The following is a 25,629-nucleotide window of genomic DNA, read 5'->3' as shown; positions in this document are numbered from 1 at the left end:
CAGCGGAAGCGGGCCGGTATTGTAGCCGGGCCGTCACATCCGTGACCTGTGGCTGGGAGGTTGCATCTGCCGACAAGGGGCAGGTGGCGCCGAGCCATGCCCGGCGGAGGTACCCGGTGAACGCTTCAGCGCAGCGTGGCTGCGCGCGACCGGGCGGGGCGGCTCAGGCCAGCCCGTATTCCTTGAGCTTCTTGCGCAGGGTGGCGCGGTGGATGCCCAGCAGCGCGGCGGCGCGGCTCTGGTTGCCTTCGCAATGGTTGAGAACTTCCACGAACAACGGGATTTCCATCTCGCGCAGGACGATTTCGTACACGTCATCGGCGTCACAGCCGTCCAGATCGCGCAGGTAGCGGCGGACGGACTGGGCGACGTGTTCACGAAGCGGCGGCTTTGCAGCGCCACGACTGATGTCAGGACGTGTGGGGGCAGCGTTCAAGGGAGTTCCCGCAAATTCGACGGAGTCGGGCGCGCTTGGCCCGGCGTGGGGGGAGGAGTCTAGCGCGTGGGCCGGCAGCCCGCCACGCCGTTGTTCCTCCAGTTACTGGAATTCGAAGCTGAAGGCGACCGTCGCGGCGGCCGGTTCGCGCAGCCGGAAGGACACCTGCGCGCTTTGTCCGGGCGCCAACCGGCCCTGCGCATCGGCCGCCGGGCCCAGGTACTCCGCCGGTTGCAGCGTGCGCCGGCCGATCACCCGGCCATCGGCGTCGGACAGCGACAGCCGCAGCGCTGGCCATGCCTGCTCCCAACGCGCTTCATTGCGGAAACTGGCCTGCACCTGCAGGACGCCCGGCTGGCCCGGCACCGGGCGGATCTCGCGGCTGAGCATGCTGTAGGCACTGGGCTCATGCCATGCCGGCAGGGTGCAGCGCAGCACCGTGCACAGGGCGCTGACCAGAGGCCGGGTGCCGGCATCGGCGGCAAGCCGGGCGCGGTCGGCGACCAGCACCTGCACCAGCAGCAACAGCCCCAGCGCGGCGACCACGCCCCATTGCCAGCGCGGCGTCGCACGCGGCGGTGCGCCGGCCTGGCGCTCGCTGCGCATGAAGCTGGGAGCGGTCACCGCAGGGGCCGGCGGGGCCGGTTCCTCGTCCAGCGTGTCGCTGTTGGCCTGCTGCGATGGAATGAGGTCATCGGCAACGGTGATGTCGCCGCCCTCGTGCAGCGCCTGCGCGGCCTCCTGATCCGATGCGACGGGCGCAACGGACTCCGCCGGGAGCGGTGCCGTGGCCGGTGCCTGGCCCTGCAGGAAGGTGGCCAGTGACGGTTGCGATGGCGTGGGTTTGTCGCTCATGTCAGGCGGTGACGGGGCAATGCGCCCATTCAAGCACGGCGCACGCCGGTGATGCGCATCCAGTCGCCGTCCTGCACCGCCTCAAGCTGGTCGAACCAGGCCGCATAGCGTTCCAGCAGTTCGCCCTCCTGGCCATGCAGGATGCCGGACAGGGCGATCCGCCCGCCGGTGGCCACGCGCGTGGCCAGCAGTTCGGCCAGGGCGTCCAGCGCCGAGGCCAGGATGTTGGCCACCACCACCGGATAGGTGGCGACCGGTTCGTCCTCGGGCAGGTAGGCGGCGATATGCACGCCGTTGCGCTCGCCGTTGTCGGCGGTGGCGATCAGCGCCTGCGGGTCGTTGTCCACGCCCACCGCCGCACCCGCGCCGAGCTTGAGCGCGGCCAGGGCCAGGATGCCGGAGCCACAGCCGAAGTCGAGCACGGTGCGGCCTTCCAGTTCGCCTTCGGCCGAGAGCTGGTCGAGCCAGCGCAGGCACAGGGCGGTGGTCGGATGGGTGCCGGAGCCGAAGGCCAGGCCCGGGTCCAGCCGCACCACGGCGGCGTCGGCGGCCTGTGCCGCTTCCGGCAGGTCATGGTTCCACGGCACGATCCAGGTGCGCTGGCCGAACGACATCGGCTGGAACTGGTCCAGCCAGGCGCGTTCCCAGTCCTCGTCCTCGACCGCGCGGAAGCTGGCGCTGCTCCAGTCCAGGCCCGGGTCGAATGCCTCCAGCGCGGCCAGCAGGGCCAGGCCGTTGGTATCGGCCGGGAACAGCGCGGTCAGCACCAGGTCGTTCCACAGAGGGGTCTCGCCCACGCCCGGCTCCAGGATCGCGCGCTCGTTGCTGGTGTCGGCATCGGCGTCGAGCATGGTCACCGCCAGCGCACCCACGTCGTCGAGTGCATTCTCGTAACGGGGCTGGGTGGTTTCGGTGCAGCGCAGGGTGAGTTCGAGGAAGGGCATGGCGGGGGACGGCAGCGGCAGGACAGGGCACGCATCCTAGACGAGGCGGGCCCGGATTGCGCGCGGCCGGGGCTGTTGACATCCACACGCCAGTCCATTGCTACACTTGCGCCCTGCACTCGGCCGTCCTGTCCTTGCCTCCGGATGTTCTCCCTGCTTGCCAAAAAGCCCTGGTACCTGCTGGCGCTGCCCGTTGCAGTGCTGCTGGGCGTGCTCGGCTATCGCGGTGGCATCGGGCTGCATGCCGGCGGCGGTGGCAACGCTGAATTGGCGGCCGTCGGTGCCGGTGCGGAGGTGAGCACCGCCAACGGCTTCAGCAGCGGCCCGGCACAGCCGGAAGTGGCTGCATCCACCGCGATCGGCCCCGGCCTGCCGGTGGACCTGCGTGCGGTGTTCGAGCGCGGGCGCGACCTGTACGCATTTGCCCGCGAGCTGCGTGCCGCCGCCGATGCCGGCGATGCGGAAGCGGCATGGATGGTCAGCCGCATTCATGATTACTGCGGTGTCTATGCGATGGACCCGCGCGGGTATGCGCTGGACAGCAGCACGCTGGCCAGCATGGGCCTGAGCGACGTGCCCGGCCTGAACGCCGCGCGTGAGCGCGTCAGCGTGGGCTGCGTGGGCTTCACCGCCGCCGATGCGATCGGCCGTGGCGTGATCCTGCAGGAGCGCCAGCAGGCCGCCGCGGCCGGCAACCTGGCCGCCGAAGCCGCATTGCTGGCGATGGGGGAGCCGCTCAAGCGTGATGCGGACTACCGCCGTGGCCTGGTCGAGCGCGTGCTGAACTCGCAGGATCCGGAAGCCTTCCTGGCGGTGTCCCCTGCAATGGGTGTCACAGCCGCCGGCGATGATGCCTACCGCGGGATGGTGGCGGGCGACCAGTTTTCCCAGCTGGCCTGGCAGGTTGCGGCCTGCCGGTTGGGGTTGGCCTGCGGGCCGAACAGCATGTTGATGACAAGCTATTGCGCCAACGGCGGGATCTGCTCCAAGGATCCAGGCCAGGATTTCGAATCGTTCGTGTATGACGCCGCCGTGCCACGGCAGAGCGAGGGAAGAATGAACCAGCTGGTAGACAGCCTGCGCGGTGCGCGGGGAGGTAAGCGATGAATTATCGTCAGTTCGTCCATGGAGCCAAGTTCTGGGTCTGGGTGGTGTTGTTCGTTGCCTACTCCGCCGGTGCGGTGGGAGTGGTGCTGATCGATACCTACGAGGACCGTTACCGTGCGATGAGCAAGGTCAAGCTCACCACCGTGAAATCGGACATCGACACCCGCCGCGCCGGTGCCAGCCAGGCCGCGGCCATCTACCGCGCGCAGAGTGGCGCGCCGTTCTCCACGCTGCAGCCGGGCAGCAGCTTCCAGATCGTGTGGCCGGACGGCTCGGTGGAGACGGTGACGGTGATGGATCCGTCCTCGCCACTGGGGACCGAGCCGGTCACCGGCAGCGCGATCGACGCCCGGTAAGCGGGCGCGAGGCAGGCAACGCGGAAGGGCGGGTTTCCCGCCCTTTTGTTTGCCCGCAAGTATTCCCGCACGCGGCCGATATCGGGGCGTGCGAATGAGTGTGTTGAAAGACCCGTGATGATGATTGCCCGTTACGACCACACCCTGGTCGGCTTTTCGATAGTGGTCGCCGTGCTGGCGTCGTACACCGCGTTGGACATGGCCGGGCGGCTGGCCACGGCGCAGGGCAGGGTCGCGCGCTGGTGGTTGCTGGGCGGCGCGGTGGCGATGGGGTTGGGTATCTGGTCGATGCATTTCATCGGCATGTTGGCCTTCGACCTGCCGATCCCGCTGGGCTACGACCTGGCGTTGACGCTGTGGTCACTGGCGGTATCGGTGGGCGCGTCGGCCTATGCGCTGTGGCTGGTGTCGCGCCCCAGCCTGCAGGGCCTGCGGCTGCTGGCCGGCGCGGTGCTGATGGGGCTGGCGATCGCGGCCATGCACTACCTGGGCATGAGCGCGCTGCGCATGCAGCCGGGCATCGACTACCACCCGGGCTGGTTCCTCGCCTCGATCATGGTCGCCATCGGCGCGGCGGGCGCGGCATTGTGGATCGCCTTCCGGCTGCGCAACGAGCGCCGCAATACGCTGTACATGCGCGCGATGGCGTCGCTGCTGATGGGGGTTGCCATCGTCGGCATGCACTACACCGGCATGGCCGCCGCGCGCTTCCCGGAGGGCAGCATCTGTGGCGCGGTGAGCGCCGGCGGCATCGACACGCGCTGGCTGGCGGTGCTGGTGATCGTCACCACGGTGGCCACGCTGGGCATCGCCACGGTGGCCTCGTTGTTCGACCGTCGCATGCGCGAGCGCACCGGCGTGCTGGCCGACTCGCTGGCCGACGCCAACCAGAAGCTGGTGCAGGCGGCGCTGCACGACCCGTTGACCCAGCTGCCCAACCGCATGCTGCTGCAGGACCGCATGGGCCAGGCGATCAAGCGCGCCCAGCAGGAGGGACGCATGGTCGCGGTGATCTTCTGTGACCTGGACGGCTTCAAGACGGTCAACGATGCCTATGGCCACCATCTCGGTGATCGCCTGCTGGTGGCGGTGGCGCGCCGCATCGGCGCGCTGCTCGGGCCGCAGGACACGTTCGCGCGGCTGGGCGGCGACGAGTTCGTGATGGCGCTGGGCGTGGGAGGCCCGGACGACGCGCTGCTGGTGGCCGAGCGCATCGTCGCGGCGGCGGCGCAGCCGTTCCTGATCGACGCGGCGGAGCTGCAGGTCAGTGCCAGCCTCGGCATCGCGTTGTACCCCAGCGACGCGCGCAACGAGCGCGAACTGATGGCCCATGCCGACGTGGCCATGTACCACACCAAGCGGCTGGGCCGGAACGGCTACACCTTCTTCACCCCGGCCATGCAGGTCAACGCCAATCGCCAGCTGCGCCTGCTGCAGGACCTGCGCAAGGCGGTGGAGAACGACGAGCTGGTGCTGCACTACCAGCCCAAGTTCGACGCCGGTGGCCAGCGGGTGATCGGCGCCGAGGCATTGCTGCGTTGGCAGCACCCGGAGCTGGGCATGCTGGCGCCGGACATGTTCATTCCCATCGCCGAGCGCAGCGGGTTGATCCTGCCTATCGGCGACTGGGTGCTGGACCAGGCCTGCCGGCAGCTGCGGCAATGGCATGACGCCGGCAACCGGGAATGGACGATGGCGGTGAACCTGTCGCCGCTGCAGTTCGATTCGCCGGTGCTGGTGGAGACGGTGCGACGGATCATCCAGGTGCATGGCATCGACCCGACCTGCCTGACCCTGGAGGTCACCGAGACCACGGCGATGAAGGATGTCGAGGCCAGCCTGGACGTGCTCAACCAGTTGACCGCGATGGGGTTGAAGATCGCCATCGACGATTTCGGCACCGGTTATTCCAGCCTGCTCTACCTCAAGCGCATGCCGGCGGCGGAGTTGAAGATCGACCGTGCCTTCGTGCGCGACCTGGAGCGCAACGAGGAGGATGCGGCGATCGTGTCCTCGATCGTGGCACTGGCGCGCGCGCTGAACATCAAGGTGGTGGCCGAGGGCGTGGAGACCGCGGCGCAGCGCGAGTTCCTGCGTTCGCTGGGCTGCGACTCGCTGCAGGGGTATTTCCTGGGGCGGCCGACGGCGGCTGCGGCCTTCATGGGGTTGGCAGCGCCAGCGTGACCCGTCGGTGATGCCCGTCATCCGGTGAGCGTGGTCGCGAGCGACGCGCCGCAGGCGGGGAGGGAGCGCAGCGCAATCCCGGCGCACCCGTGGCGCCAGGCAAAAGAAAAGGCGGGTTTCCCCGCCTTTTCCTGTTCCATCAAACCCTCGATCAGGTCAGCGCGATCGACTGGTTCTTGCGCTCGGCCAGGCGCTTTTCCAGGTAGTGGATGTTCTGTCCACCGGCTTGGAAGCCCTTGTCGCGCATGATGCGCTGCTGCAGGGCGACGTTGGTCTTGATGCCGTCCACGACCATCTCGCTCAGCGCCACGCGCATGCGCGCGATGGCGGTGTCGCGGTCCGGGCCGTGCACGATCAGTTTGCCGATCATCGAGTCGTAGTTCGGCGGGACCTTGTAGCCGGCGTAGATGTGGGTATCCACGCGCACGCCCGGGCCACCCGGCGGGTAGAAGCCGGTGATCAGGCCGGGGCTGGGGATGAAGGTTTCCGCGTCCTCGGCGTTGATGCGGCACTCGATGGCGTGGCCGTGCAGCACCACGTCGCTCTGCTTGATCGTCAGCTTCTGGCCCGAGGCGATGCGCAGCTGCTCGGCGACCAGGTCGATGCCGGTCACCATCTCCGTCACCGGATGCTCCACCTGCACGCGGGTGTTCATCTCGATGAAGTAGAAGCGGCCGTCCTCGAACAGGAACTCGAACGTGCCGGCGCCGCGGTAGCCGATGCGGATGCAGGCTTCCACGCAGACCTTGCCGATCTGCTCGCGCAGTTCGGCGGTGATGCCCGGTGCCGGCGCTTCTTCCACCACCTTCTGGTGACGGCGCTGCATCGAGCAGTCGCGCTCACCCAGGTGGATGGCGTTGCCCTGGCCATCGGCCAGCACCTGGATTTCCACGTGGCGCGGATTCTCCAGGTACTTCTCCATGTAGACCTCGCCGTTGCCGAAGGCGGCCTTGGCCTCGGACTTGGTGGTCTCGATGGAGGCCTTCAGTGCGCCCTCGGCATGCACCACGCGCATGCCGCGGCCGCCGCCGCCACCGGACGCCTTGATGATGACCGGGTAGCCGATCTCACGGGCGATCTTGGTGTTGGCGACGATGTCATCCCCCAGCGGGCCGCCCGAGCCGGGCACGCACGGCACGCCGGCGGCCTTCATCGCGCGGATGGCTTCGACCTTGTCGCCCATCAGGCGGATGGTTTCCGCACGCGGGCCGATGAAGATGAAGCCGGACTGCTCCACGCGCTCGGCGAAGTCGGCGTTCTCGGACAGGAAGCCGTAGCCGGGGTGGATGGCCTGGGCGTCGGTGACTTCAGCGGCGGCGATCAGCGCCGGGATGTTGAGGTAGCTTTCCGACGACGGGGCCGGGCCGATGCAGACCGACTCGTCGGCCATGGCCACATGCTTGAGGTTGCGGTCGACGGTGGAGTGCACCGCGACCGTGCGGATGCCCAGGGTGTGGCACGCGCGCAGGATGCGCAGCGCGATTTCCCCTCGGTTGGCGATTACGACCTTGTCGAGCATGGCCGGCGCCTCAGGCGATCACGAACAGCGGCTGGTCGAATTCCACCGGGCTGCCGTTCTCGCCGAGGATGGCCACCACGGTGCCGGACACTTCGGCCTCGATCGGGTTGAACATCTTCATCGCCTCGATGATGGCCAGGGTTTCACCGGCCTTGATGGTCTGGCCGACGCTGACGAAGGCCGGCTTGTCCGGCGAGGACGAGGCATAGAAGGTGCCGACCATCGGTGCGCGCTGCACGTGGCCTTCCGGCAGGGCGTTGCCCGGCTTGGCGGTGCCACCGGTGGAGGCCTCGGTCGGGCCGCTCATCGGCATGGCCGCCGGCGCAGCGGCGGGGGCGGGCGCGTAGACCGGGGCGGCGACCGGGGCGGCGTAGCCGCCGACCGGGGTGCGCGACAGGCGCACGGATTCCTCGCCTTCCTTGATCTCGATCTCGGCCAGGTTCGACTCTTCCAGCAGGTCGATGAGCTTCTTGATTTTGCGCAGATCCATGAGGGCCTCTTTCGTTCTGTTGTAGCGGTAAGGTGGGGGCGCGGTGCGCCGGGTCAAAGTTCGTAGAAGTCGCGCAGTTGCCGGGTGCGGTCCTGCGCGTGGATGGTCAGGCAATGCGACCGCGCACCATTGCGCGAGGTTCCATCGGCATTGAAGGCGTAGACCGCGGCGCAGTCCTGGTCACGCAGGGTGATCCAGGCGCGTTGCGCGGCCACCAGCTGCTGCTCGGCGCTGCCGCAATGGCTGCAGCTGCCGTCGGTGGCCTGCTGCCGCAACTGCTGGCGCACCTGGCGGTAGACGGCATTGAGTGCCTCGTCGGCGTCCTCGGCGCGGTCGGCCGCGCACAGGTCGCTTTCCATCGTGCTGACCGCGGTCGTGCAGTCGATGCCCTCAGCGGCACGGTCACGGGCCGGGCGCGCATGCGCCGGCGCCAGCAGCACGCTGCCCAGGGCCAGTCCGACCAGCAGGTGCGGCAGCGCTTTCACGCGGCAGCCGCCAGCCGCTGCAGGGCGGCGTCCATCGCATAGCGGTAGCTGTCGGCGCCAAAGCCGCAGATCACGCCCACCGCCTTGTCGCTCAGGTAGCTGTGCTGCCGGAACGGCTCGCGGCTGTGCGGGTTGGACAGGTGGATCTCGATGAAGGGAATGGCCACGGCAGCCAGCGCGTCGCGCAGGGCCACCGAGGTATGCGTGAAAGCAGCCGGATTGATCAGGATGAAAGCGGTTCCATCGGTGCGCGCGGCCTGCACCCGGTCCACCAGCACGTGTTCGGCGTTGGACTGCAGGTGGTCGGTGGCATGGCCAGCGGCCTGTGCCTGCGCGGCCAGCGCCGCATCGATCTGGGCCAGCGTGGTATGGCCGTAGACCTCGGGCTCGCGAGTGCCCAGCAGGTTCAGGTTGGGGCCGTGGAGAACCAGCAGTTTTGCCATGGACCGAGGGAAGGCGGGAAAGGGCGGCAGTGTGATCGAAGCCGGCAATGCTGTCCAGTTCGGCGAAATTAGCCGTGTTTAAAGCATATGTTTGAATTCTGGAGGCAGCCGGGCCCGTGCGGCATGGTGGGCCATTTCCGTCATGCCCGCAGCGGTTTGGCGGGAGGAGCTGCTGTGCAGGGCCTACTGCCCACGAACAGCCGCCCGGCGCAATGCGCAACGGTTGGCAGCGTGATGGGCGACGTTCGCGGATATCGTGCCGCGCAGCTGCACGGCCAGGCGCGCGCGGCCATCTCCCTTCTCCCGAAAAGTGGGAGAAGGTGCCTCGAAGGGGCGGATGAGGGCGGCTTTCCCTGCCGCCGGACACTGCAAGTGAACCCACGATTCCCCGGATCGCGGTCCAGCGGATGCCCCAATCCAGTTCGCCCCCGTTAATAGACGACCGGTCTATTTGAAATACGATGCGCCCCATGAACTTGTCCCCCAAAGCCCAGGCCACCCGCCAGCACATCCTCGATACCGGCTACCGACTGGTATTGCAGAAGGGATTTGCCGCGCTCGGCCTTCAGGAAATCCTCAAGGCCTGCGCGGTGCCGAAGGGCTCGTTCTATCACTACTTCCCGTCCAAGGAAGCGTTCGGCTGCGAACTGCTGCAACAGTACGTCGACGGCTACGGGCGCAAGCTGGAGCAGTTGCTGGCCGATGGCGGCACCGGCCGCGGACGGCTGATGCGCTACTGGGAGGCATGGATGCGTGACCCGGCCGACCCGGCACAGGGTTGGGCCGAGGAGTGCCTGGTGGTGAAGCTCGCCGCCGAGGTCGCGGACCTTTCCGAGGACATGCGCCGGGTGCTGGATGACGGCGTGCAGCGGCTGTTGCAGCGGATCGCCGTGCTGGTCGAGGAAGGCCGCGCCGATGGCTCGCTGCCGGCTGGCAAGCCCGCCCTGGATGTGGCGCGGGTGCTCTACCAGATGTGGCTGGGCGCAGCCCTGCTGTCCAAGCTGAGCCAGGACCACCTGCCCCTGCAGCAGGCGCGCGAGGCCACCGAACACCTGCTGACCTGCGGCCATCGCGCCGCGTGATTCCCCCACCGCCCCAACGATTGAAGGCACTGACATGAACGTCCTGTTCGTACTGACCTCGCACGACCAGCTCGGCGACACCGGGCACAAGACCGGCTTCTGGCTGGAGGAATTCGCCGCACCGTACTACGTGTTCAAGGATGCCGGCGCCACCCTCACCCTGGCCTCGCCGGCCGGTGGCCAGCCGCCGCTGGACCCGCGCAGCGACGAGCCCGACGCACAGACGCCGGCCACCCGACGCTTCAACGGCGACGATGCGGCGCGCCAGCACCTGGCCACCACGCTGCCGCTGGGGCAGGTCGATGCCAGCCAGTTCGATGCGGTGTTCTACCCCGGCGGCCACGGTCCACTGTGGGACCTGGCCCGCGATGCCGATTCGATCGCGCTGATTGAAACCTTCGACCGTGCCAACAAGCCGCTGGGGTTGGTCTGCCACGCGCCGGCGGCGCTGGTCGCGGCGAAGAAGGCCGACGGCAGTCCGCTGGTGGCTGGCCGCAAGGTCACCGGTTTCTCCAACAGCGAGGAGGATGCGGTCGGCCTGAGCGCGGTGGTGCCGTTCCTGATCGAGGACGCGTTCACCCGCCTGGGAGGTGACTACGCCAAGGGGCCGGACTGGCAGTCCTTCGTTGTGACCGACGGTCGGCTGGTCACCGGGCAGAACCCGGCCAGCTCCGAAGCCGTGGCCCAGGCGCTGCTCGCGCAGCTCGGTTGAGCGGGTCCGTCACTCTCCCCTGGTTCCTGGCCGCGCGACTTGCGCAGGCCACCTCACATACAAGGAATTCCGCCATGAAGATCTTCTACAAGACCCGCGCCACCGCGACCGGTGGCCGTGCCGGCCGTACCGCCCTGGACGACGGCAGCCTTGCGCTCGACCTTGCCCTGCCGGGCTCCGGCAAGGCCGGTGCCAATCCCGAGCAGTTGTTCGCGCTCGGCTATGCGGCCTGCTTCGACAACGCGCTGCCGGTGGCGGCCAAGAAGCTGCAGCTGCAACCCACCCACACCGCCACCTCGGTGGAAGTGGGCATCGGCCAGACCGCCGAGGGCGGCTATGCGTTGGACATCGACCTGAGCGTGGCGGTGCAGGGCCTGGACGAGGCCGACGCGCGCCGCCTGGTCGAGGCCGCGCACCAGATCTGCCCGTACTCCAACGCCACCCGCGGCAATGTCGACGTGCGCCTGCACGTGACTGTCGCCTGAGCCCCAGGAGAGAACGTCATGCGCAGTGCGATCCACGCCACGTTTGGTGAACCGTCCCAGGTCCTGGTCCTCGGCGACAGTGCCGTGCCGCAACCCGGCCCGGGCGAAGTACGGATCAGGACGATCCTCGCGCCGATCCACAACCACGACCTGTGGACCGTACGCGGCCAGTACGGCTACAAGCCGGAGTTGCCGGCCATTGGCGGCAGCGAAGCGGTCGGCACCGTCGACGCGCTCGGCGACGGCGTCGAGGGCTTGGCGATCGGCCAGCGGGTGATGGCGGCCTCGGTGCACGGCACCTGGGCCGAGTACTTCATCGCACCGGCACGCATGGTCATCCCGGTGCCGGCCGGCATCGCCGATGAAGCCGCCGCGCAGCTGGTCGCGATGCCGTTGAGTGCGCTGATGCTGCTGGAATTCCTGCAGGCCCGCCCGGGCCAATGGATCGTGCAGAACACCGCCAACGGTGCGGTCGGCAAGACCCTGGCGATGCTTGCCGGCGCGCGTGGCGTGCCTGTGCTTGGGCTGGTGCGCCGCGATGCCGGCGTGGATGAACTCAAGGCGCTGGGCATCGACACCGTGCTGTCCACCGCACAGCCGGACTGGAAGGCACGCGCCCGCGCGCTGCTCGGCGACACGCTGGCGCATGCAGCGGTGGATTCCATCGGTGGCCAGGCCAGCGCCGACCTGGTATCGCTGCTGGGAGACAACGGCACGCTGGTGTCGTTCGGCACCATGGCCGGTGAGCCGATGCAGATTCCCTCCGGCGACCTGATCTTCAAGCAGGCCACGGTCAAGGGTTTCTGGGGCAGCAAGGTCAGCCGCGAGATGTCGGGCGACAACAAGCGTCGTCTGGTCGGCGAACTGCTGCAGCGTGCGATGAGCGGTGAACTGACATTGCCGGTGCAGGCGACCTACGACCTGGCCGACGTCGCCGAAGCCACGCGCGCAAGCCTGCTGCCAGGCCGCAGGGGCAAGGTGCTGTTGCGGCCGTGAGGCACGACGCGCCGCTGGAAAGACACTGCCCCGCGCTTTGGCGCGGGGCAGTGTCGTTGTGCGATGCGGTGCACGCTCAGGGGGCGCCGGACGTGGCCCAGGCCTCGATCTCGCCGGCCTTGAACGGGCCAAGCTTGTGCTTGACGAAACGCCCCTGGGCATCGAGCAGCACGCTGTAGGGCAGCAGCCCCTGCGTGTTGCCGAGCTTGACGCTGGCATCGTCGGGGCCGGGTGTGTCGATCACGATCGGGTAGTACACCGGCACATTGCCCAGGAAATCCTGCACCGCTTCCGGGGTGTCCAGGGCGATGCCCACCACCCGTGGGCCGTCGTCGGCATGCGCGGCGGCCAAGCGTGCCAGCTCCGGCATTTCCTCGATGCATGGCGCGCACCAGCTGGCCCAGACATTGATCAGCACCGGGCGGCCCTTGAAGTGCTCCGGGAAACGCACCGGCATGCCGTCCAGGTCGGGCAGGGTGAACGCAGTCAGTGCACTGCCGGGGCGGACGTCATAGGTGGGGGCCACGGCTGGCGTGGCCGGGAACGGGGTCTGCATCGTCGGCGGCGGGGCGGGGCGGGTCAGCCACGCCCCGGCTGCCAGACCGGCGGCAGCGGCGATGCCCGCCACCCACCCTGCCGCGCGGCGCACTTCAGCGCGCCGCGCGCAGCAGCGCGTCTTCGACGATGGACTGGGTCAGCACGGTGGGCAGCACGCGCGGCGGTGCGCCCGGGCCGTACACCACGTACAGCGGCACGCCCACGGCTTTGTGCTGCTCCAGGAAGGCGCTGATCTGCGGATCGACGTTGGTCCAGTCGCCGTGCATGTACACCGCGTCCACGCGCTTGAGCGAATCACGGAACGCATCGCGGTTGAGCACGCCGCGCTCGTTGGCCTTGCAGGTCACGCACCAGTCGGCGGTCATGTTGACGAACACCACGCGGTTGTCGGCGCGCAGGCGGTCGAGCATTTCCGGCGAATAGGCGACCACGCCTTCCTGGGCGGCGGCTGCGGCAGGTGGCGGCAGGCGGGTGACGCCCCATACCGGGATCAGCGACAGCACCGCCAGCACCAGGCCAAGCACCATGCCGGTCCGGCGGCTGTGCCAGCGGCTGCGCTCGAACCACCACAGGCCCAGCGCCAGCGTCGCCGCACCGGCCAGCATCAGCGCCATCGCGTCGATGCCGCGCTGCTTGCCCAGCACCCACAACAGCCAGATGGCGGTCAGGTACATCGGGAACGCCAGCACCTGCTTGAAGGTTTCCATCCATGCGCCCGGCTTGGGCAGGCGACGGGCCAGCGACGGCACGAAGCCGATCAGCAGGAACGGCAGCGCCAGGCCCAGGCCCAGCGCCACGAACACGAGGAAGGCCAGCGGCGCCGGTGCGGTGAACGCGTAGGCCAGCGCCGAGCCCATGAACGGGGCGATGCACGGGCTGGCCACCACGCAGGCCAGCACGCCGGTGAAGAAGTCGCCGCTGGGGCCGCTGCGGCGCGCCAGCGACTGGCCGATGCCGCCCAGGTTGGTGCCCAGGGTGAACACACCGGTGAGGCTCAGGCCGACCATGAACATCAGGTAGACCAGGGTGGCGATGAACCAGGGATGCTGCAGCTGGAAGCCCCAACCGGCGGCCTGGCCGGCCGCGCGCAATGCCAGCACCAGGCCACCGACCGCGGCGAAAGCCACCAGCACGCCGGCGGTGTACCACAGGGCATGGCTGCGGGCGTGGGCACGGCTCTCACCGCTCTGTGCCAGGCCCAGCACCTTCAACGACAGCACCGGCAGCACGCACGGCATCAGGTTCAGCACCAGGCCACCGGCCAGTGCCAGCAGCAGGGCCCATAGCAGCGAGCCGTGGTCTTCGGTGGTGCCCGGCGGTTGGCTGCGTTGGCTGTTCTCGGCCGAGGCATCGGGCGCCGGTTCGGTCAGGTTGGGCGCGCCGGGGTCCGGGCGTACCACCAGCGGCTGCGGGGTCGGCGGGCTGGTCGGGTCGATGGCCGGCAGTACCGGCGCGCGATCCTTCTTGCCGCTGGGCAGCGGCGGGATCACCAGGGGCGCGACGGTGGCTTCCTCGCGCGCGGAGATGCGGCCGGCGGGGAGCTGCAGCTTCACCCGGCGGGTCATCGGCGGGTAGCAGATGCCGTCGGTCTGGCAGCCCTGGAAGGTCACCACCAGGGTGGCGGGGCTGGCTTCGGCGCGGTCGCGGCGCAGCGGCAGCGGCACGTCGACCTGGTCGAAGTAGACCACCACGTCGCCGAAATGCTCGTCGCGGTGCGAGGTGCCGTTGGGCCATTGCGGGCGGCCGGTGCGGATGCCCGGTGCGCCTTCCAGGCCCAGCGAGGTGCGGTCGCGGTACAGGTAGTAGCCCGGCGCCGGCGAGAAGCGCAGCAGCAGGCGGTTGCCATCATCGACGATGGCCTCGAAGCCGAATGCCTTGTCCGCCGGCAGCGGCAGGTTCTGCGTGGCGGCGGCGCCGGGCAGCTTCAGCCCGCCGCTGTTGTTGGCGGCCAGGGGATTGAACATCGGTGCCGCGGCGGTGGCGGCCGGCGGCTCGCCGCCGGGGCCGGGCAGGCGGACCTCGATGCTGCGCTTCTGCGGCGGGTAGCACACCCCGGCGTCGGCGCAGCCCTGGTAGCGGACCTCCAGCGTGACCGTCTGCGTGCCCGCTTCGGCGGTGCCGGGCAACACGGCGCGCAGCTGGCGGTGGTAGGTCTCCACGTCGCCGAAGAACTCGTCGTGCTTCTGCTCGCCCCTGCTGGGGAACTGCAGTGCCTCGGCGGTGAAGCCGGGGCCGGCCTTGATGCTGGTGCGGTGCCGGTAGAGGTAATAGCCGGGGGCGATGTCCCAGCGCAGTTCAATGCGGTCGCGACTCGGCGCGGTGGCCTGCAGGGCGAAGGCCTGGTCCACCGGGAGCAGGTCCTTCTCGCTGACGGCCAGTGCGGGCAGGGCGGTCAGGCAGAGCAGGCAAAGGGCGATAAAACGTCGCAGCAGCATCATCAACTCAGGTTTCCTCCCGGGTCTGTGCCCGGATCCAATCCAGATACGCCGGCAATCCGGCGCTGGCGGAGATCGCCACGATCTCCGGTAGTTCGTAGGGGTGCCGCTCGAGGATGGCGGCTTGCAGGGCCTCCAACCGGTCCGCGCAGGTCTTGATCAACAGCTGGACCTCCTCGGCCTGCTCGATCTGCCCCTGCCAGCCATACACAGACTGCATCGGGGGCAACAAGTTCACGCACGCCGCCAGCCGCCGCGCCACCAGGCGGTGGGCCAGGGCCTGCGCGCTGTCGTGATCGGGGCAGGTGCAGAAGACCAGTCTTACGTCCATCCGCGGGATTGTCGCAGAAGGCGCTGCGGCACTTTCGGATGGAAGTGTTGACATCGTTGTCATCGATTGTATATTGCCCTGCGTCACGATTTCACCTCGTCTTCACTTGACAGCGTGGCGCTCGGTCGGGCTCGACGCGCCGCAAGGACGCAGAAGGCCAGGTCCGCAGCGCCTACAGGGGGTCTCAATGGAACGACGCAGTGCCCAGGGCTTCACGCTCATCGAACTGATGGTCGTGGTGGCCATCCTCGCCATCCTCGCGGCAATCGCGGTCCCGGCCTATGGCAACTACGTGCTGCGCAGCCGTATCCGCGTGGCGCAGAGCGACCTGCTGGCGTTGTCGGCCAACGTCGAGAACTTCCGCCAGCGCACGCTGGGCTATCCGGCCAGCGATGAGCTCGCCAAGAAGGGGTGGAGCGCCGGGACCAAGAGCGGCAGCTTCAGCTACAGCTACACCGCCACCGGCAGTGGCTACGACATCCAGGCCGTGGCCAGCGGCGCGATGGGCAAGGCCAGCGGCTGCACGCTGAGCATCGACGCCAACAACGGGCGTGCGGTGTCGGGCAATTGCCTTGGCGTGAGCGATTGGCCATGAGCAGGCGCGTCGCCGGTTTCTCGCTGGTCGAGTTGATGGTGACGTTTGCGGTGATGGCGGTGCTGGCCCTGGCGGCGATGCCGTTCGCCCGTGGCTGGATTGACGGCAACCGGCAGATGCAGGCCCGCAACCTGATGTGGGAGGCGGTGTCGCAGACGCGCGCGCTGGCGCTGCGCAACCCGGAAAACGTCGGCCTGGACGCGGTGTCGGCACGGCTGGTGCGCGACGGGCGCACGCTGTCGGTGCTGCGTGCCGACGGCAGCGAGGTGGCATGGTCCGGCCAGCTGCCGCGCAGCGCGGACATCAAGTTGACCGGCAGCAACGACTTCGACGATGCACAGGCGCTGCAGGCCTCCGCCGACGACCTGGCCTGCGTGGCCTTCGGCAACCGCGGCCAGCGTTTGCCGCTGGCCGCGGCCTGCACCAGCGGCATCGCCCTGCACCGCCTAGCCATTGGCATGAACCGCCAGGACCCCCTGTATGTCGACCTGCTCTGACCGCCGCGGGCAACGCGGCGACGTGATGCTCGAAGCCCTGTTCGGGGTGCTGATCACCAGCCTGATCGGTGCCGGGCTGGCGCATGTGGCCGCCAGCGCGATGAACAGCCAGCGCGATGCCAAGGTGGAAAACCTGGTGGTCGAACACCTGCGTGGCCAGCTGCAGCGCCGCGGCGTCGGCCTTTGCGATGGCGGCAACATCGATCTGCCGTTGCCGGGCAATGACAAGCAGGCACGGGTGAGCTGCGAGGCGGCCTCGGCCAACGTCACCGTGGCCGGCGTGACCCATGCCATCGATGCGCCCGTGCGCGTGGACCTGACCGTGGCCGCGACCGACTTGGGCAGCAAGGATGCCGCCGGGGACGATCCGGACCTGCTGATCTCGACGAGGCAATGAGCATGGCGCGCCGTCCTGCATTGCATTTGGCCGCGAACCGGCAAGGGGGGCAGACCCTGATCAGCCTGCTGATCGGTGTGCTGATCTCGCTGATCACCATCGCCGCGATGCTGGTGCTGTACAAGACCATGATCGAAGTATCGGCCAATGCCTCGCGCAGCGCCCTGCGTGACGGTCAGGTGTCGGCGGCGTTGCTGGCCGCGCAGATGGAACTGCAATCGGCGGGCTTCGGCATGCCGGCCACTGCTTCGCTGGAGGATCGCGTGGTGATCTCCGAGGCCGGCAAACGCGTGGTCTGGCGGTTCCTGGAAGGTGCGCAGGGCCGCTGCGCCGGCCTGCAGGTGGAAACCCATGGCATCAGCCGGCTGCCGGCCAAGGACTGCAACGGCCTGGCCAGCGTTTCCTGGAATGCCAACGAACAGCAACCGATGGCGCGCATGCCGACCAACCCGGACGGCAGCGTGTTCACGCTGGCCGACGAGGTGGGCGGGATGTCCCTGGCTGCCGGCTATGCCTTCCATCTCAGTGGTGCGCCGGTCAACTGCCTGCCCTACATGCAGCAGTCCGATGCCGGAAGCCTGCCGGCCGGACGCACCCTGGACCTGAAGTCAGGCGATGGCAGCAGCGTGCTGTTCTCGGTCTGCCTGCCCAACCTTGCCGTAGTCAACGCGTGATGACGCAGGAGCGCACACACATGTCGAGGACGACGTATTCGCCACCCCGCCACCAGCGTGGCATCGCCACCCTGCTGATCGTGCTGGTGCTGGGACTGGCGGTATCGGTCACGGTTGCGGCGACGCTCTATTCGCTGCGCGGTGCCCAGTCGCAGCAGCTGACCACCCATTCGGCCACCGCCGCGCAGGCCGCGGCGTGGCGGGGCGTGGAAGCCCTGCGCCAGTACCTGGTCGCCGTCGACAGCACGGTCTGGCCAGGCTGGGTCGGCAATGACACCAAGCCGGTGGCGGGTCTGGCTGCACTGGGCGTGAGCCGTGCGCAGCTGACCTCGGTGCAGGCGGTCGGCAGCGACCACTACCGGGTGAGCGCACAGGTCACCGGACAGTCCGGGGTCGGCACGGCGTTGACCACCGCCACGGTCGAAGTGGTGTACGACGTGATGCCGGGCAACGGCCTGCCAGGCACGCCGCCGGTATGCCATGGCATGCCCAATGCACCGGTGGTGTTCAATGGTGACGTGCGGCTGGACGGCGCCGGCACGCAGGTGGTCGATGACAAGTACGACTACGAGAACATCGTGGTCTCCGGCAAGCTGACCATCACCGCCGGTGGCAGCGGCAAGGTGTCCGGCTGCGCCAAGGGCACGGTGAACGTCAGCGGTGGCGACCTCGCCGACAACGGCCACCTGCACAGCGAAGACGACCTGGTCATTGGCGGCATGAATTTCCCGGCCGGTGCCAGGCTGTGGGCGAAGAACATCACCTTCAACGGCGGCAGCGGTGGCCCGGTCGGGCGCGCCTGGACCGGTGCCTATGACACCGTGGTCTACGCCGATGGCGTGGCGGTGGGGGAGGCCAAGGTGGGCGGCACCCTGATCGGTGACACCGTGACCGGTGGCATCCCGTGGACCCGCGGTACGGTGCTGCCGTCGGGCCTGGCCAAGGTCAAGGTGACCTTCACCGAAGGCAAGGGCAGTGCCGATGAAGTCGCGTTCCTGCTGAACCTGCCGGCATTGGACCTGCGTACGGCACTGGATGCCGGCACCGGGGAGCTGCGCGGTGCGGCGGCGGTGATGGAACAGTTGTCCGGGCAGGCGCAACCGGCCTTCCGCAATGCCGTGCTGACCTTCAGGTCCGCTGCGATCTTCGGCGGCGCGATCACCCAGGGCAGCGGCGCGACCACCCATATCAACGACGCCTGGGGTTGGAACCTCAGCTTCGGCAGCGATGGCCGCAGTTACGACAACGTGCGCGCCGCCGGCAGCCTGGCCATCCAGTACAAGGGCGTGAAGATCGGCGAGTTCGCCGGTGGCGGCTCGATCTGGGCGCAGAGCGGCAGCGCTGCCGGCACCGACTTCCCGGCGGTCTGGGGCCGCACCGCCGGCAACCGTTACTTCGGTGCCGGCAAGCAACTGATGAACGCCGCGCTGCAGCCGGCCGGCTTCGCCGTCCAGGACGGGCAATCCAGTCTTTCGCCTGGCCTGCCCGGGCTCCCGTACTGCGATGTCCGCATCAACTACATCGATGCCGACGCCTATCGGGAACTGTCCAACTACCTGTTCGACAGCAACAACGGCCGCCCGCAGCTGACCATCCGCAACGTCACCCGCGCCGATGGCGTGGTGATCGGCGATGCCGTCGGCACCGTCTACCCGCTGCTGGACCCCGATCCGGAACAGTTGAAGGTCCTGGAGGACCTGTTCGCCTGCGGCAGCTGGGCCGGTGCCGACAAGGGCTGCCGGGCGATGTTCGGCAACGGCAAGTGGAACCTGCAACCGCAGAAGACCCCGGCCGGCGTGTTCTGGTTCGATGCCTCGCTGAACGTGCGTGCGGCCAGCGCCATCGTCGGTTCACTGATCGTCCGGGGCGACCTCGCCCTGATCGACGCAGGTGGCAGCAAGCTGCTGGAGGCACCGAATTTCGCCGGTGCCGGCAAGGTCTGCGGTGGCCGCTACATCCCCACCAACCTGTGCGCCAGCCGCAGCGAGCTGGTGACCTGGACCGATGCCGAAGGCAAACCCCACACCGGCGCGCCGATCGGCAATGCCGCAGTGATCAGCACCGGCGGCATGGATGCCCAGGGCTGGACCAGCATCCGTGGCTCGGTGGTGCTGGGCAAGCGTGTCACCGTCAGCGGCTCGAAGGTCAATATCGAGGGCAGCCTGAGCGTCGGCAACAACGAGTTTTCCAAGATCGATATCGGTGCCAGCGGCCTGAAGGTGGAAACGCCGCAGGACTGGAAGAACCTGGGGCAGTTGCCGTTCTGCAGCAAGGGCGTGGAATCCACGCCTTCGGTGCAGGCCACCGCCTCAGTGCAATGGTCGCGTTACCTCTGATCCAGTAGAAGAAACCACGCTCGCCGTTCGCGGGGCACCTCTCTCTGACTTGTGGCGTGCCCCGCTTATCCCCCGGGGTACGCCACTTTTTTATGCAGGGGAGCAGGCCGGTTGCCCGGCCTGCTCCGGCAGGTGCCTGTCGGCGTGAGTGCCTCAGTTCAGTTGGCAGCTCGCCGGCTTGGCCGAGGTGAACAGCGACTCGCTCGCCCACTCGGGGTGGTCGATGAACGGGTTGCGGTTGCCCTGGAAGCTGTAGACCACCTCGTTGCGCTCGCGTTCGCGTGCGGTCGGCGGGTCGGCCAGGTGCCACTGCAGCAGCGTCGACAACAGGCCCATGTACGCCGGCGAGCTGGAGGTCAGCACGATCTTGCTGCGGTCGTTGGTCAACTCCAGGTCTGGCTCGCCCTGGCCGGTGACCGGATGCGGGTCGCCTTCGTAGCGGATGGCCATGTACATCACCGCGCGCGCGATGTCGCCCTTGCGGCCGTCCCAGGTCTCGAAGCTGCCGGCGTTGCCGTCGGGGCCGACGAACCAGTTCTTCTGCCCGCGCGCGCTGCCGCCGCCATCACCGTCGTTGGCCTCGGTGGCCAGCGCGGTGCACCCGCTGCTGCAGTTGGCCAGCGGCTTGTTGCCACGGCTGGAGTTGAAGTTGGTGTCGCTCAGGTAAAGCATGTGTGCATCGGTGTGTGGCGCGTAGGGCAGGCCCTTGTCACCGGTGGCCGAAGAGAAGCCCAGCGACTTGGGCCAGGTGTGCTCGCGGTTGTAGGTGAGGCCCGAACCGGTGCCGGCACGCGCCGAGACCTTCGGGTAGCTGCGGTTACGGTAGATGTCCAGGATGTTGTTGGGGTTGTTGGGATCCTCGTCGGCCACTTCCAGGATGGTCCAGGTGTTGGTGCCGGTGCCACTGTACGGATAGGAGGTGTGGCCCTTGATGGTGGCGTGCAGCGAGCAGCGCAGCTGCGACGGGCTGCTGGTGTTGACCTTGGACCAGTAGCCGGCGGTGGTGGCGCTGGCGACGGAGAAGGACACCGAGGTGTTGCTGGCCGGGGTCATGCCGTCGACGTCGGTGATGCGGCTGGCGGTGACGGTCAGCTGGCAGCTGTCGCCGGCCGGCAGCACGTTCTGCGGTGCCAGCGGGAAGTGCGTGCCGCTGCCCGGGTAGGACAGGGGGATCGCGCCGGCCTGGGTGCATTGCAGGGCGAACGCGCCGCTGCTGGCGGTGACGGCTTCGCTGAAGTGCACCTGCAGGTCGGTGGCCACCGCGACGTTGCTGGCGCCGTTGGCCGGCAGCGTGCTGGTCACCGACGGACGCATGCCGGTGCCGGTACCGGTGCCGTTGAAGCTCTGGTTGAGGTTGCATTGGCCGAAAGTCTGCGCGGCGGAGGTTTTCCACGCGAAGTCGGCGTACGTACTGCCACTGCCGCCCAGCTGCAGCGAGGTGCCTTCCGGGGTGCTGTTGGTTTCCGAAACCGGAAGGTTGGTGCTGCTCATGCCGGCCGCGGGGCCATTGCTGGCGGTCAATGCGCCTTCGTAACTGAGGAACTGCACGACCTGGCCATTGCCATCGACCAGTGCGATGCCATCGTTGCCGCCGTTCTGGATCAGGTTGGTCGAACGCAGGCTGGCGATGGTGACGGCGCTGCCGCAGTTGACCGCACTGCCCGCGGGCAGGTTGCGGGTGCTGTAGGTGACGCCGGCCGAGGGCGAGGCGCCGTTGTAGAGCACCACCTTGTAGGTGGACAGGTCCTCGCCGGCGGTGGCGACGACCTCGATGCCTTCATTCGCATCGCCGTTGCTGTTGTCGTAATGCAGTTCATTGACGAATACCGCGGCGGTGGCCGGACTGCTGGCCAGGGCGGCGAGCAGGGCCACGCCGAGTGGCCCGGTGATCGAACGCTTGGTCATTGTGCTGTGTTCCCGGATTGGGTGGTGGATCCCCGCCGCCGGCAAGCGTACGGCCTGCAGATGACCGAATGAAGTGAAGGCGACCGTTCCGCCGCAACCGGCGCGGCCACCTCCACACCGGCCCGGCGGCGTTGCTGCTAGGCTGCCCGGATCAACGGCAGGGCGTGGGTCCGGCAAGGTGGTAATGGAAGCGGATGATTACGAGGTCGAGATCGGCCAGCGGCTGGAAAGCCTGCTGGGCGGGCGCGAGGTGGACCTCTCCCAGCTGATGACCGACATGCAGGGGGAACTGCGCCAGATCGCCCGTTACCGCCGGCGCCGCGGTGCGGTTGGCGAGACCCTGTCCACCACCGCGTTGATCAACGAGGCCTACCTGAAGTTCGCGGCCTCACCCGAGCTGTTCCAGCAGATCGACCGCAACCATTTCCTGGCCATCGCCGCGCGCGCGATGCGCAACATCGTCATCAACCATGCCCGCGACCGGGTCGCGCAGAAGCGCGGCAGCGGCGTGCGCCACGAGACACTGGGCCAGGTGGAGGTGATGCAGGCCGACCTGGACGAGGCCGAGCAGCTGCTCGAGCTCAACGACGCGCTGGAGCGGCTGGAGAAGCTGCGCCCGCGCCTGGCGCGGGTCGTGCAGCTGCGTTACTTCGCCGGCCTCAGCGAGGAGGAAACCGGCGAGGTGCTGGAGATCGACCGCAGCACCGTGCGCCGCGACTGGCTCAAGGCGCGCGGTTGGCTGTACGAACGCCTGCATCCGGACGCCTGATGGAATCCACGCCCGACGACTGGCTGCGCCGCGAGGCGCTGCTGGACCAACTGCTCGACCTGCCCGAACCCGAGCGCGCGGCGTTCATCGCCCGGGTGGCGGACGACAACACCGAGGATGCCGCCGCCCTGCGCGGCTGGCTGGCCGGCATCGAGCGCTCGGTGGGCTACCTGGTGCCGCGCGCGGCGGCCGACCCGATCGGCCATAGCGGCGAGATCGTCGGCAACTGGCGTGCGCTGCGCATGATCGGCCGCGGCGGCATGGGCGAGGTGTGGCTGGGCGAGCGTGCCGACGGCCTGTTCGAGAAGCAGGTGGCGATCAAGTTCATCCGTGACGACCGCCCGGCGCTGGCCCGCAACATCGAATCCGAACGGCGCGTGCTGGCCGGCCTGCAGCACCCGGGCATCGTGCGCCTGCTGGACGCCGGCAGCATGGCCGATGGCCATCCGTTCCTGGTCACCGACCATATCGAAGGCAGCACGCTGGACGTGTGGCTGGCCCGCGTGCAGCCGGACCTGCAGGCGCGCCTGGCGCTGTTCCGGCAGGTCGCCGTGGCCGTGGCTTATGCGCACGAGCAGCTGGTGATCCACCGGGACATCAAGCCCGGCAACATCCTGGTCGACGCGCAGGGCCAGGCGCACCTGCTCGACTTCGGCATCGCACGCGTGCTGGCGTCGGACCAGAGCGAGGCCGCCGGTGCGACCCAGGTGGCGCTGACGCCGGAGTTCGCCGCGCCGGAGCTGATCATCGACAACAGCGCCAGCGTGCGCTCGGATGTGTATGCGCTGGGCGGGTTGCTGTTCTACCTGCTGTGCGGCCGCGCGCCGCTGGACCTGGATGGCCTGCCGCTGGGCGCGATGATGGCGCGCATCCGCGACGAGCTGCCGCAGGCACCGGCCGCGCAGGCCGTGCCCGCCGTGGCGCAGGGCGGCGCCAGGCCGCTGCTGCAGGACCTGGATGCCATCGCGTTGAAGGCCTTGGCCAAGTCGCCGGCGCAACGTTACGGCTCGGTGGACGCATTGCTGGCCGACATCGATGCCGCCATCGCGCGGCGTCCGGTATCGGCACGCGCGCCGGACCGCTGGGATCGCCTGCGCCGCTACCTGCATCGCCATCGCATCGGGGTCAGCGTGGTCACGGTGCTGTTGCTGACCCTGCTGGCGGGCATGGGCGGCACCCTGTGGCAGGCCCATGAGGCGCGCCTGCAGCAGCAGCGCGCCGAGAGCGAAGCACTGCGTGCCACCGAGCAGGCGCGCACCGCCGATGCGGTACGCGACTTCCTGATCAACGTGTTCGAGTCGGCCAACCCGGAGCTGACCGGCGGCAAGACGCCCACCGCGCTGGAACTGGTGGATGCCGGCGTGCGCCAGGCCGAGACCACCCTGGCCGGACAGCCAGAGATGCAGGCGCGCCTGTTCGATGCGCTGTCGCGCACCTACATCGGGCTGGGCGAGTACGCCAAGGCCGAGGCACTGTCCCGGCGCGGCCATGACGCGGCGGTGGCGGCGCTGGGCGAGGATTCGATGCTGGCGACGGAACTGGCCATCACCCACGCGCGCGTGGCCGGGCAGGGCGATGCGCCGGACCCCACGGCGATGCGGATGCTGGAGCGGATCCTGGCCCGGTCCCCGGGTACCAGTACCGCCGCGCGCCTGCAGCGTGGCGTGGCGGCCTACCAGTTGGCCACGCTGTACCGGCGCGCCGGCCAGCTTGATCCGGCCGAACGCTGGTTCAGGCAATCGGTGACGCAGCTGCAGGCGCTGGGCGCGCAGGGCGAAGGCCGGCTCGCCGAGGCCTTCCACCAGTACGCAGGCCTGGACGAATCGCGTGGCAAGCGCGCCGAAGCCATTGCCCACCTGCGCCAGGCCATCGCGCTGGCGCAGCGGCAGGTGCCGCAGTCGGTGGCCGAACTCAACCAGATGCGCGAGGACCTGGCCAACCTGCTCAGCGCCACCGGTGGCAGCGAAGAAGCGGTGAGCCTGCTGCGCCAGGTGGTGGAGGCCAACGGCGGGTTGTACGGCCCGAACCACCCGCGCAGCCTGGTCAGCGCGGCATGGCTGGGCCGTGCGCTGGTCAAGCAGTCCGATTACGCGCAGGCCGATGCCATCCTCGAACCGACGCTGGCCGCCACCCGCGCACAGTTCGGCGAGGAATCCGAGCCGACCGCCGCCGCGGCGATCGCACTGGCCGCATCCAAGCTGGGGCAGGGCGACGTGGATGCAGCCATCGCATTGAGCCACATCGCCCATCGCTACGCGGTGGCCAACGGTGGGCCGGACAGCTTCCGCGCCATCATCACCACCCAGAACGGCGCGCGCATGCACCTGTACAAGGGCGACTACGTCACGGCCGAGCGCATCGCCCGCCAGGTGCTGGCGGCGCTGGAGCGCATCGGCTCGGACAGCACCAACGACGCGCTGGAGCTGATCGGCAACAGCCGCAGTTTCATGGGCGATGTCCAGGGTGCGCAGGCGCTGCACCAGCAGGCCCTGCAGGTGCTGGCCCGCAACGGCGACGACAGCGGCGTCGACGTGCAGCTGTTGAAGCTGGAACTGGCCGGTGATGCCCGTGACCTGGGCCGGATGGATGCCGCGCGCGCGCTTGCTGGGGAGGCATTGGCCGGGCTCACCGCGCTGGGCCAGACGCCGAAGGACGAACTGTTCGTGTCCACGCGCTTCATGCTGGCCGAACTGGAGGTGCTGGAAGGGCGTTGCAGCCGCCCCGATGACCTGCTGGAGCAGGTGCGGCGCAACGAGGGCAGGCAGGGCCAATCGCCGTTGCTGGAGTGGCAGGCCGCCTACGAACGGTTGATCCTGCAGATGTGCCATCGCTTGCAGGGCGCCGAGCGGGAGGCCGTGGATGCACGGATCGCCACCGATGCCCGGTTCCTGCTGGCTTCGCCGATCACGCCGCCGCAGGTCAAGCGGGTCGCTGCCCAGGCCTTGCGTCTTCAATCCCCCTCCCCGCGCGGGGGAGAGGGAAAGTCACCGACGATCTGACCTCCCTGTCGTCCGGCTCCTGTGTACCGCACCGCGTCC

Annotated in this window: 25 protein-coding genes; 14 read left to right on the top strand and 11 right to left on the bottom strand. The window is 68.8% G+C overall.

Features of this window, described 5'->3' with window-relative positions; translation table 11 throughout:
- Positions 1 to 163: 163 nt before the first annotated feature.
- The 3 genes from fis to prmA all read right to left on the bottom strand — a co-directional run bounded on the left by fis (position 164) and on the right by prmA (position 2,235).
- A complete protein-coding gene (gene fis, locus AC06FE_RS05195) occupies positions 164 to 436 on the bottom strand; it encodes a DNA-binding transcriptional regulator Fis (protein ID WP_132863360.1) in 273 nt (90 codons plus the stop codon).
- Positions 437 to 538: 102 nt separating this feature from the next.
- Positions 539 to 1,291 (bottom strand): DUF3426 domain-containing protein, encoded by a 753-nt coding sequence (locus AC06FE_RS05190; protein ID WP_478072426.1) that lies wholly within the window; start codon positions 1,289 to 1,291, stop codon positions 539 to 541.
- 29 nt (positions 1,292 to 1,320) lie between these two features.
- Positions 1,321 to 2,235 (bottom strand): 50S ribosomal protein L11 methyltransferase, encoded by a 915-nt coding sequence (prmA, locus tag AC06FE_RS05185; protein WP_132863364.1) that lies wholly within the window; start codon positions 2,233 to 2,235, stop codon positions 1,321 to 1,323.
- A 144-nt stretch (positions 2,236 to 2,379) separates the two neighbouring features.
- Between prmA and AC06FE_RS05180 the strand changes: the two genes are divergently transcribed.
- The 3 genes from AC06FE_RS05180 (at position 2,380) to AC06FE_RS05170 (ending at position 5,882) form a co-directional block, all read left to right on the top strand.
- Positions 2,380 to 3,342, top strand: a complete 963-nt coding sequence (locus AC06FE_RS05180) for a hypothetical protein (protein WP_478072425.1) — start codon at positions 2,380 to 2,382, stop codon at positions 3,340 to 3,342.
- Positions 3,339 to 3,698 (top strand): hypothetical protein, encoded by a 360-nt coding sequence (locus tag AC06FE_RS05175; protein ID WP_192286812.1) that lies wholly within the window; start codon positions 3,339 to 3,341, stop codon positions 3,696 to 3,698. Before AC06FE_RS05180 ends, AC06FE_RS05175 begins: the two co-directional genes overlap by 4 nt.
- Before the next feature lie 120 nt (positions 3,699 to 3,818).
- The gene (locus tag AC06FE_RS05170; protein ID WP_478072666.1) at positions 3,819 to 5,882 is read left to right on the top strand and encodes a putative bifunctional diguanylate cyclase/phosphodiesterase; all 2,064 of its coding nucleotides are present in this window, start codon (positions 3,819 to 3,821) and stop codon (positions 5,880 to 5,882) included.
- Positions 5,883 to 6,033: 151 nt separating this feature from the next.
- Here AC06FE_RS05170 and accC read toward each other — a convergent pair whose 3' ends face one another.
- Genes accC through aroQ form a run of 4 tightly spaced genes read right to left on the bottom strand, consistent with a single transcriptional unit; the run spans position 6,034 to position 8,819 of the window.
- Entirely contained in the window at positions 6,034 to 7,401 is a 1,368-nt protein-coding gene (gene accC, locus AC06FE_RS05165) for an acetyl-CoA carboxylase biotin carboxylase subunit (protein ID WP_132863372.1), read from the bottom strand.
- A 10-nt stretch (positions 7,402 to 7,411) separates the two neighbouring features.
- Complete coding sequence (gene accB, locus AC06FE_RS05160) at positions 7,412 to 7,891, bottom strand: acetyl-CoA carboxylase biotin carboxyl carrier protein (RefSeq protein WP_192286809.1); 480 nt, start codon at positions 7,889 to 7,891, stop codon at positions 7,412 to 7,414.
- A gap of 53 nt (positions 7,892 to 7,944) precedes the next feature.
- Positions 7,945 to 8,376 carry a lysozyme inhibitor LprI family protein gene (locus AC06FE_RS05155; protein WP_446540702.1) on the bottom strand — a complete coding sequence of 144 codons (432 nt, stop codon included), beginning with the start codon at positions 8,374 to 8,376 and terminating at the stop codon, positions 7,945 to 7,947.
- The gene (aroQ, locus tag AC06FE_RS05150; protein WP_132863376.1) at positions 8,373 to 8,819 is read right to left on the bottom strand and encodes a type II 3-dehydroquinate dehydratase; all 447 of its coding nucleotides are present in this window, start codon (positions 8,817 to 8,819) and stop codon (positions 8,373 to 8,375) included. The genes AC06FE_RS05155 and aroQ overlap by 4 nt, the downstream gene beginning before the upstream one ends.
- A gap of 470 nt (positions 8,820 to 9,289) precedes the next feature.
- Here aroQ and AC06FE_RS05145 point away from each other — a divergent pair, with 470 nt between their 5' ends.
- From AC06FE_RS05145 to AC06FE_RS05130, 4 genes are all read left to right on the top strand, one after another.
- Positions 9,290 to 9,901 carry a TetR/AcrR family transcriptional regulator gene (locus AC06FE_RS05145; protein ID WP_478072424.1) on the top strand — a complete coding sequence of 204 codons (612 nt, stop codon included), beginning with the start codon at positions 9,290 to 9,292 and terminating at the stop codon, positions 9,899 to 9,901.
- A 34-nt stretch (positions 9,902 to 9,935) separates the two neighbouring features.
- Positions 9,936 to 10,613: a type 1 glutamine amidotransferase domain-containing protein gene (locus AC06FE_RS05140; protein WP_478072422.1), complete on the top strand. Its 678-nt coding sequence runs from the start codon at positions 9,936 to 9,938 to the stop codon at positions 10,611 to 10,613.
- A gap of 74 nt (positions 10,614 to 10,687) precedes the next feature.
- Positions 10,688 to 11,098 (top strand): organic hydroperoxide resistance protein, encoded by a 411-nt coding sequence (locus tag AC06FE_RS05135; protein WP_323438564.1) that lies wholly within the window; start codon positions 10,688 to 10,690, stop codon positions 11,096 to 11,098.
- A gap of 18 nt (positions 11,099 to 11,116) precedes the next feature.
- The gene (locus tag AC06FE_RS05130) at positions 11,117 to 12,094 is read left to right on the top strand and encodes a zinc-binding dehydrogenase (protein WP_478072421.1); all 978 of its coding nucleotides are present in this window, start codon (positions 11,117 to 11,119) and stop codon (positions 12,092 to 12,094) included.
- 76 nt (positions 12,095 to 12,170) lie between these two features.
- On the opposite strand, the gene AC06FE_RS05125 is transcribed toward AC06FE_RS05130, so the two are convergent.
- The 3 genes from AC06FE_RS05125 to cutA are packed head-to-tail and all read right to left on the bottom strand — an operon-like array spanning position 12,171 to position 15,427.
- Positions 12,171 to 12,722: a TlpA disulfide reductase family protein gene (locus AC06FE_RS05125; RefSeq protein ID WP_478072420.1), complete on the bottom strand. Its 552-nt coding sequence runs from the start codon at positions 12,720 to 12,722 to the stop codon at positions 12,171 to 12,173.
- Positions 12,723 to 12,744: 22 nt separating this feature from the next.
- Positions 12,745 to 15,090, bottom strand: a complete 2,346-nt coding sequence (locus AC06FE_RS05120) for a protein-disulfide reductase DsbD family protein (protein ID WP_313252905.1) — start codon at positions 15,088 to 15,090, stop codon at positions 12,745 to 12,747.
- 4 nt (positions 15,091 to 15,094) lie between these two features.
- Positions 15,095 to 15,427: a divalent-cation tolerance protein CutA gene (gene cutA, locus AC06FE_RS05115; protein WP_478072665.1), complete on the bottom strand. Its 333-nt coding sequence runs from the start codon at positions 15,425 to 15,427 to the stop codon at positions 15,095 to 15,097.
- Positions 15,428 to 15,605: 178 nt separating this feature from the next.
- On the opposite strand from cutA, the gene AC06FE_RS05110 reads away from it, so the two are divergent.
- From AC06FE_RS05110 to AC06FE_RS05090, 5 genes are read left to right on the top strand one after another with little or no spacing between them, the layout of a single operon-like run.
- On the top strand, positions 15,606 to 16,013 hold the full coding sequence (locus tag AC06FE_RS05110) for a type IV pilin protein (protein WP_192286801.1): 408 nt from the start codon (positions 15,606 to 15,608) through the stop codon (positions 16,011 to 16,013).
- The gene (locus AC06FE_RS05105; RefSeq protein ID WP_478072419.1) at positions 16,010 to 16,510 is read left to right on the top strand and encodes a prepilin-type N-terminal cleavage/methylation domain-containing protein; all 501 of its coding nucleotides are present in this window, start codon (positions 16,010 to 16,012) and stop codon (positions 16,508 to 16,510) included. The genes AC06FE_RS05110 and AC06FE_RS05105 overlap by 4 nt, the downstream gene beginning before the upstream one ends.
- Positions 16,494 to 16,907: a type IV pilus modification PilV family protein gene (locus AC06FE_RS05100; protein WP_192286799.1), complete on the top strand. Its 414-nt coding sequence runs from the start codon at positions 16,494 to 16,496 to the stop codon at positions 16,905 to 16,907. The genes AC06FE_RS05105 and AC06FE_RS05100 overlap by 17 nt, the downstream gene beginning before the upstream one ends.
- A gap of 2 nt (positions 16,908 to 16,909) precedes the next feature.
- Entirely contained in the window at positions 16,910 to 17,581 is a 672-nt protein-coding gene (locus AC06FE_RS05095; RefSeq protein WP_192286798.1) for a PilW family protein, read from the top strand.
- Between the two features lie 20 nt (positions 17,582 to 17,601).
- On the top strand, positions 17,602 to 19,917 hold the full coding sequence (locus AC06FE_RS05090) for a hypothetical protein (protein ID WP_478072418.1): 2,316 nt from the start codon (positions 17,602 to 17,604) through the stop codon (positions 19,915 to 19,917).
- A gap of 153 nt (positions 19,918 to 20,070) precedes the next feature.
- Here AC06FE_RS05090 and AC06FE_RS05085 read toward each other — a convergent pair whose 3' ends face one another.
- Positions 20,071 to 21,822, bottom strand: coding sequence for an endonuclease (locus tag AC06FE_RS05085; protein WP_478072417.1), 1,752 nt, complete (start codon positions 21,820 to 21,822; stop codon positions 20,071 to 20,073).
- 184 nt (positions 21,823 to 22,006) lie between these two features.
- Between AC06FE_RS05085 and AC06FE_RS05080 the strand changes: the two genes are divergently transcribed.
- Entirely contained in the window at positions 22,007 to 22,591 is a 585-nt protein-coding gene (locus tag AC06FE_RS05080) for an ECF-type sigma factor (RefSeq protein ID WP_478072416.1), read from the top strand.
- Positions 22,591 to 25,590, top strand: a complete 3,000-nt coding sequence (locus AC06FE_RS05075; RefSeq protein WP_478072415.1) for a protein kinase domain-containing protein — start codon at positions 22,591 to 22,593, stop codon at positions 25,588 to 25,590. Before AC06FE_RS05080 ends, AC06FE_RS05075 begins: the two co-directional genes overlap by 1 nt.
- The last annotated feature ends 39 nt before the right edge of the window (positions 25,591 to 25,629 follow it).

The sequence above is a fragment of the Stenotrophomonas sp. Steno-C18 genome (genome assembly GCF_056393195.1).
The sequence above is the reverse complement of the archived record's forward strand: the minus strand, read 5'-3'. Positions and strand labels throughout refer to the sequence as shown.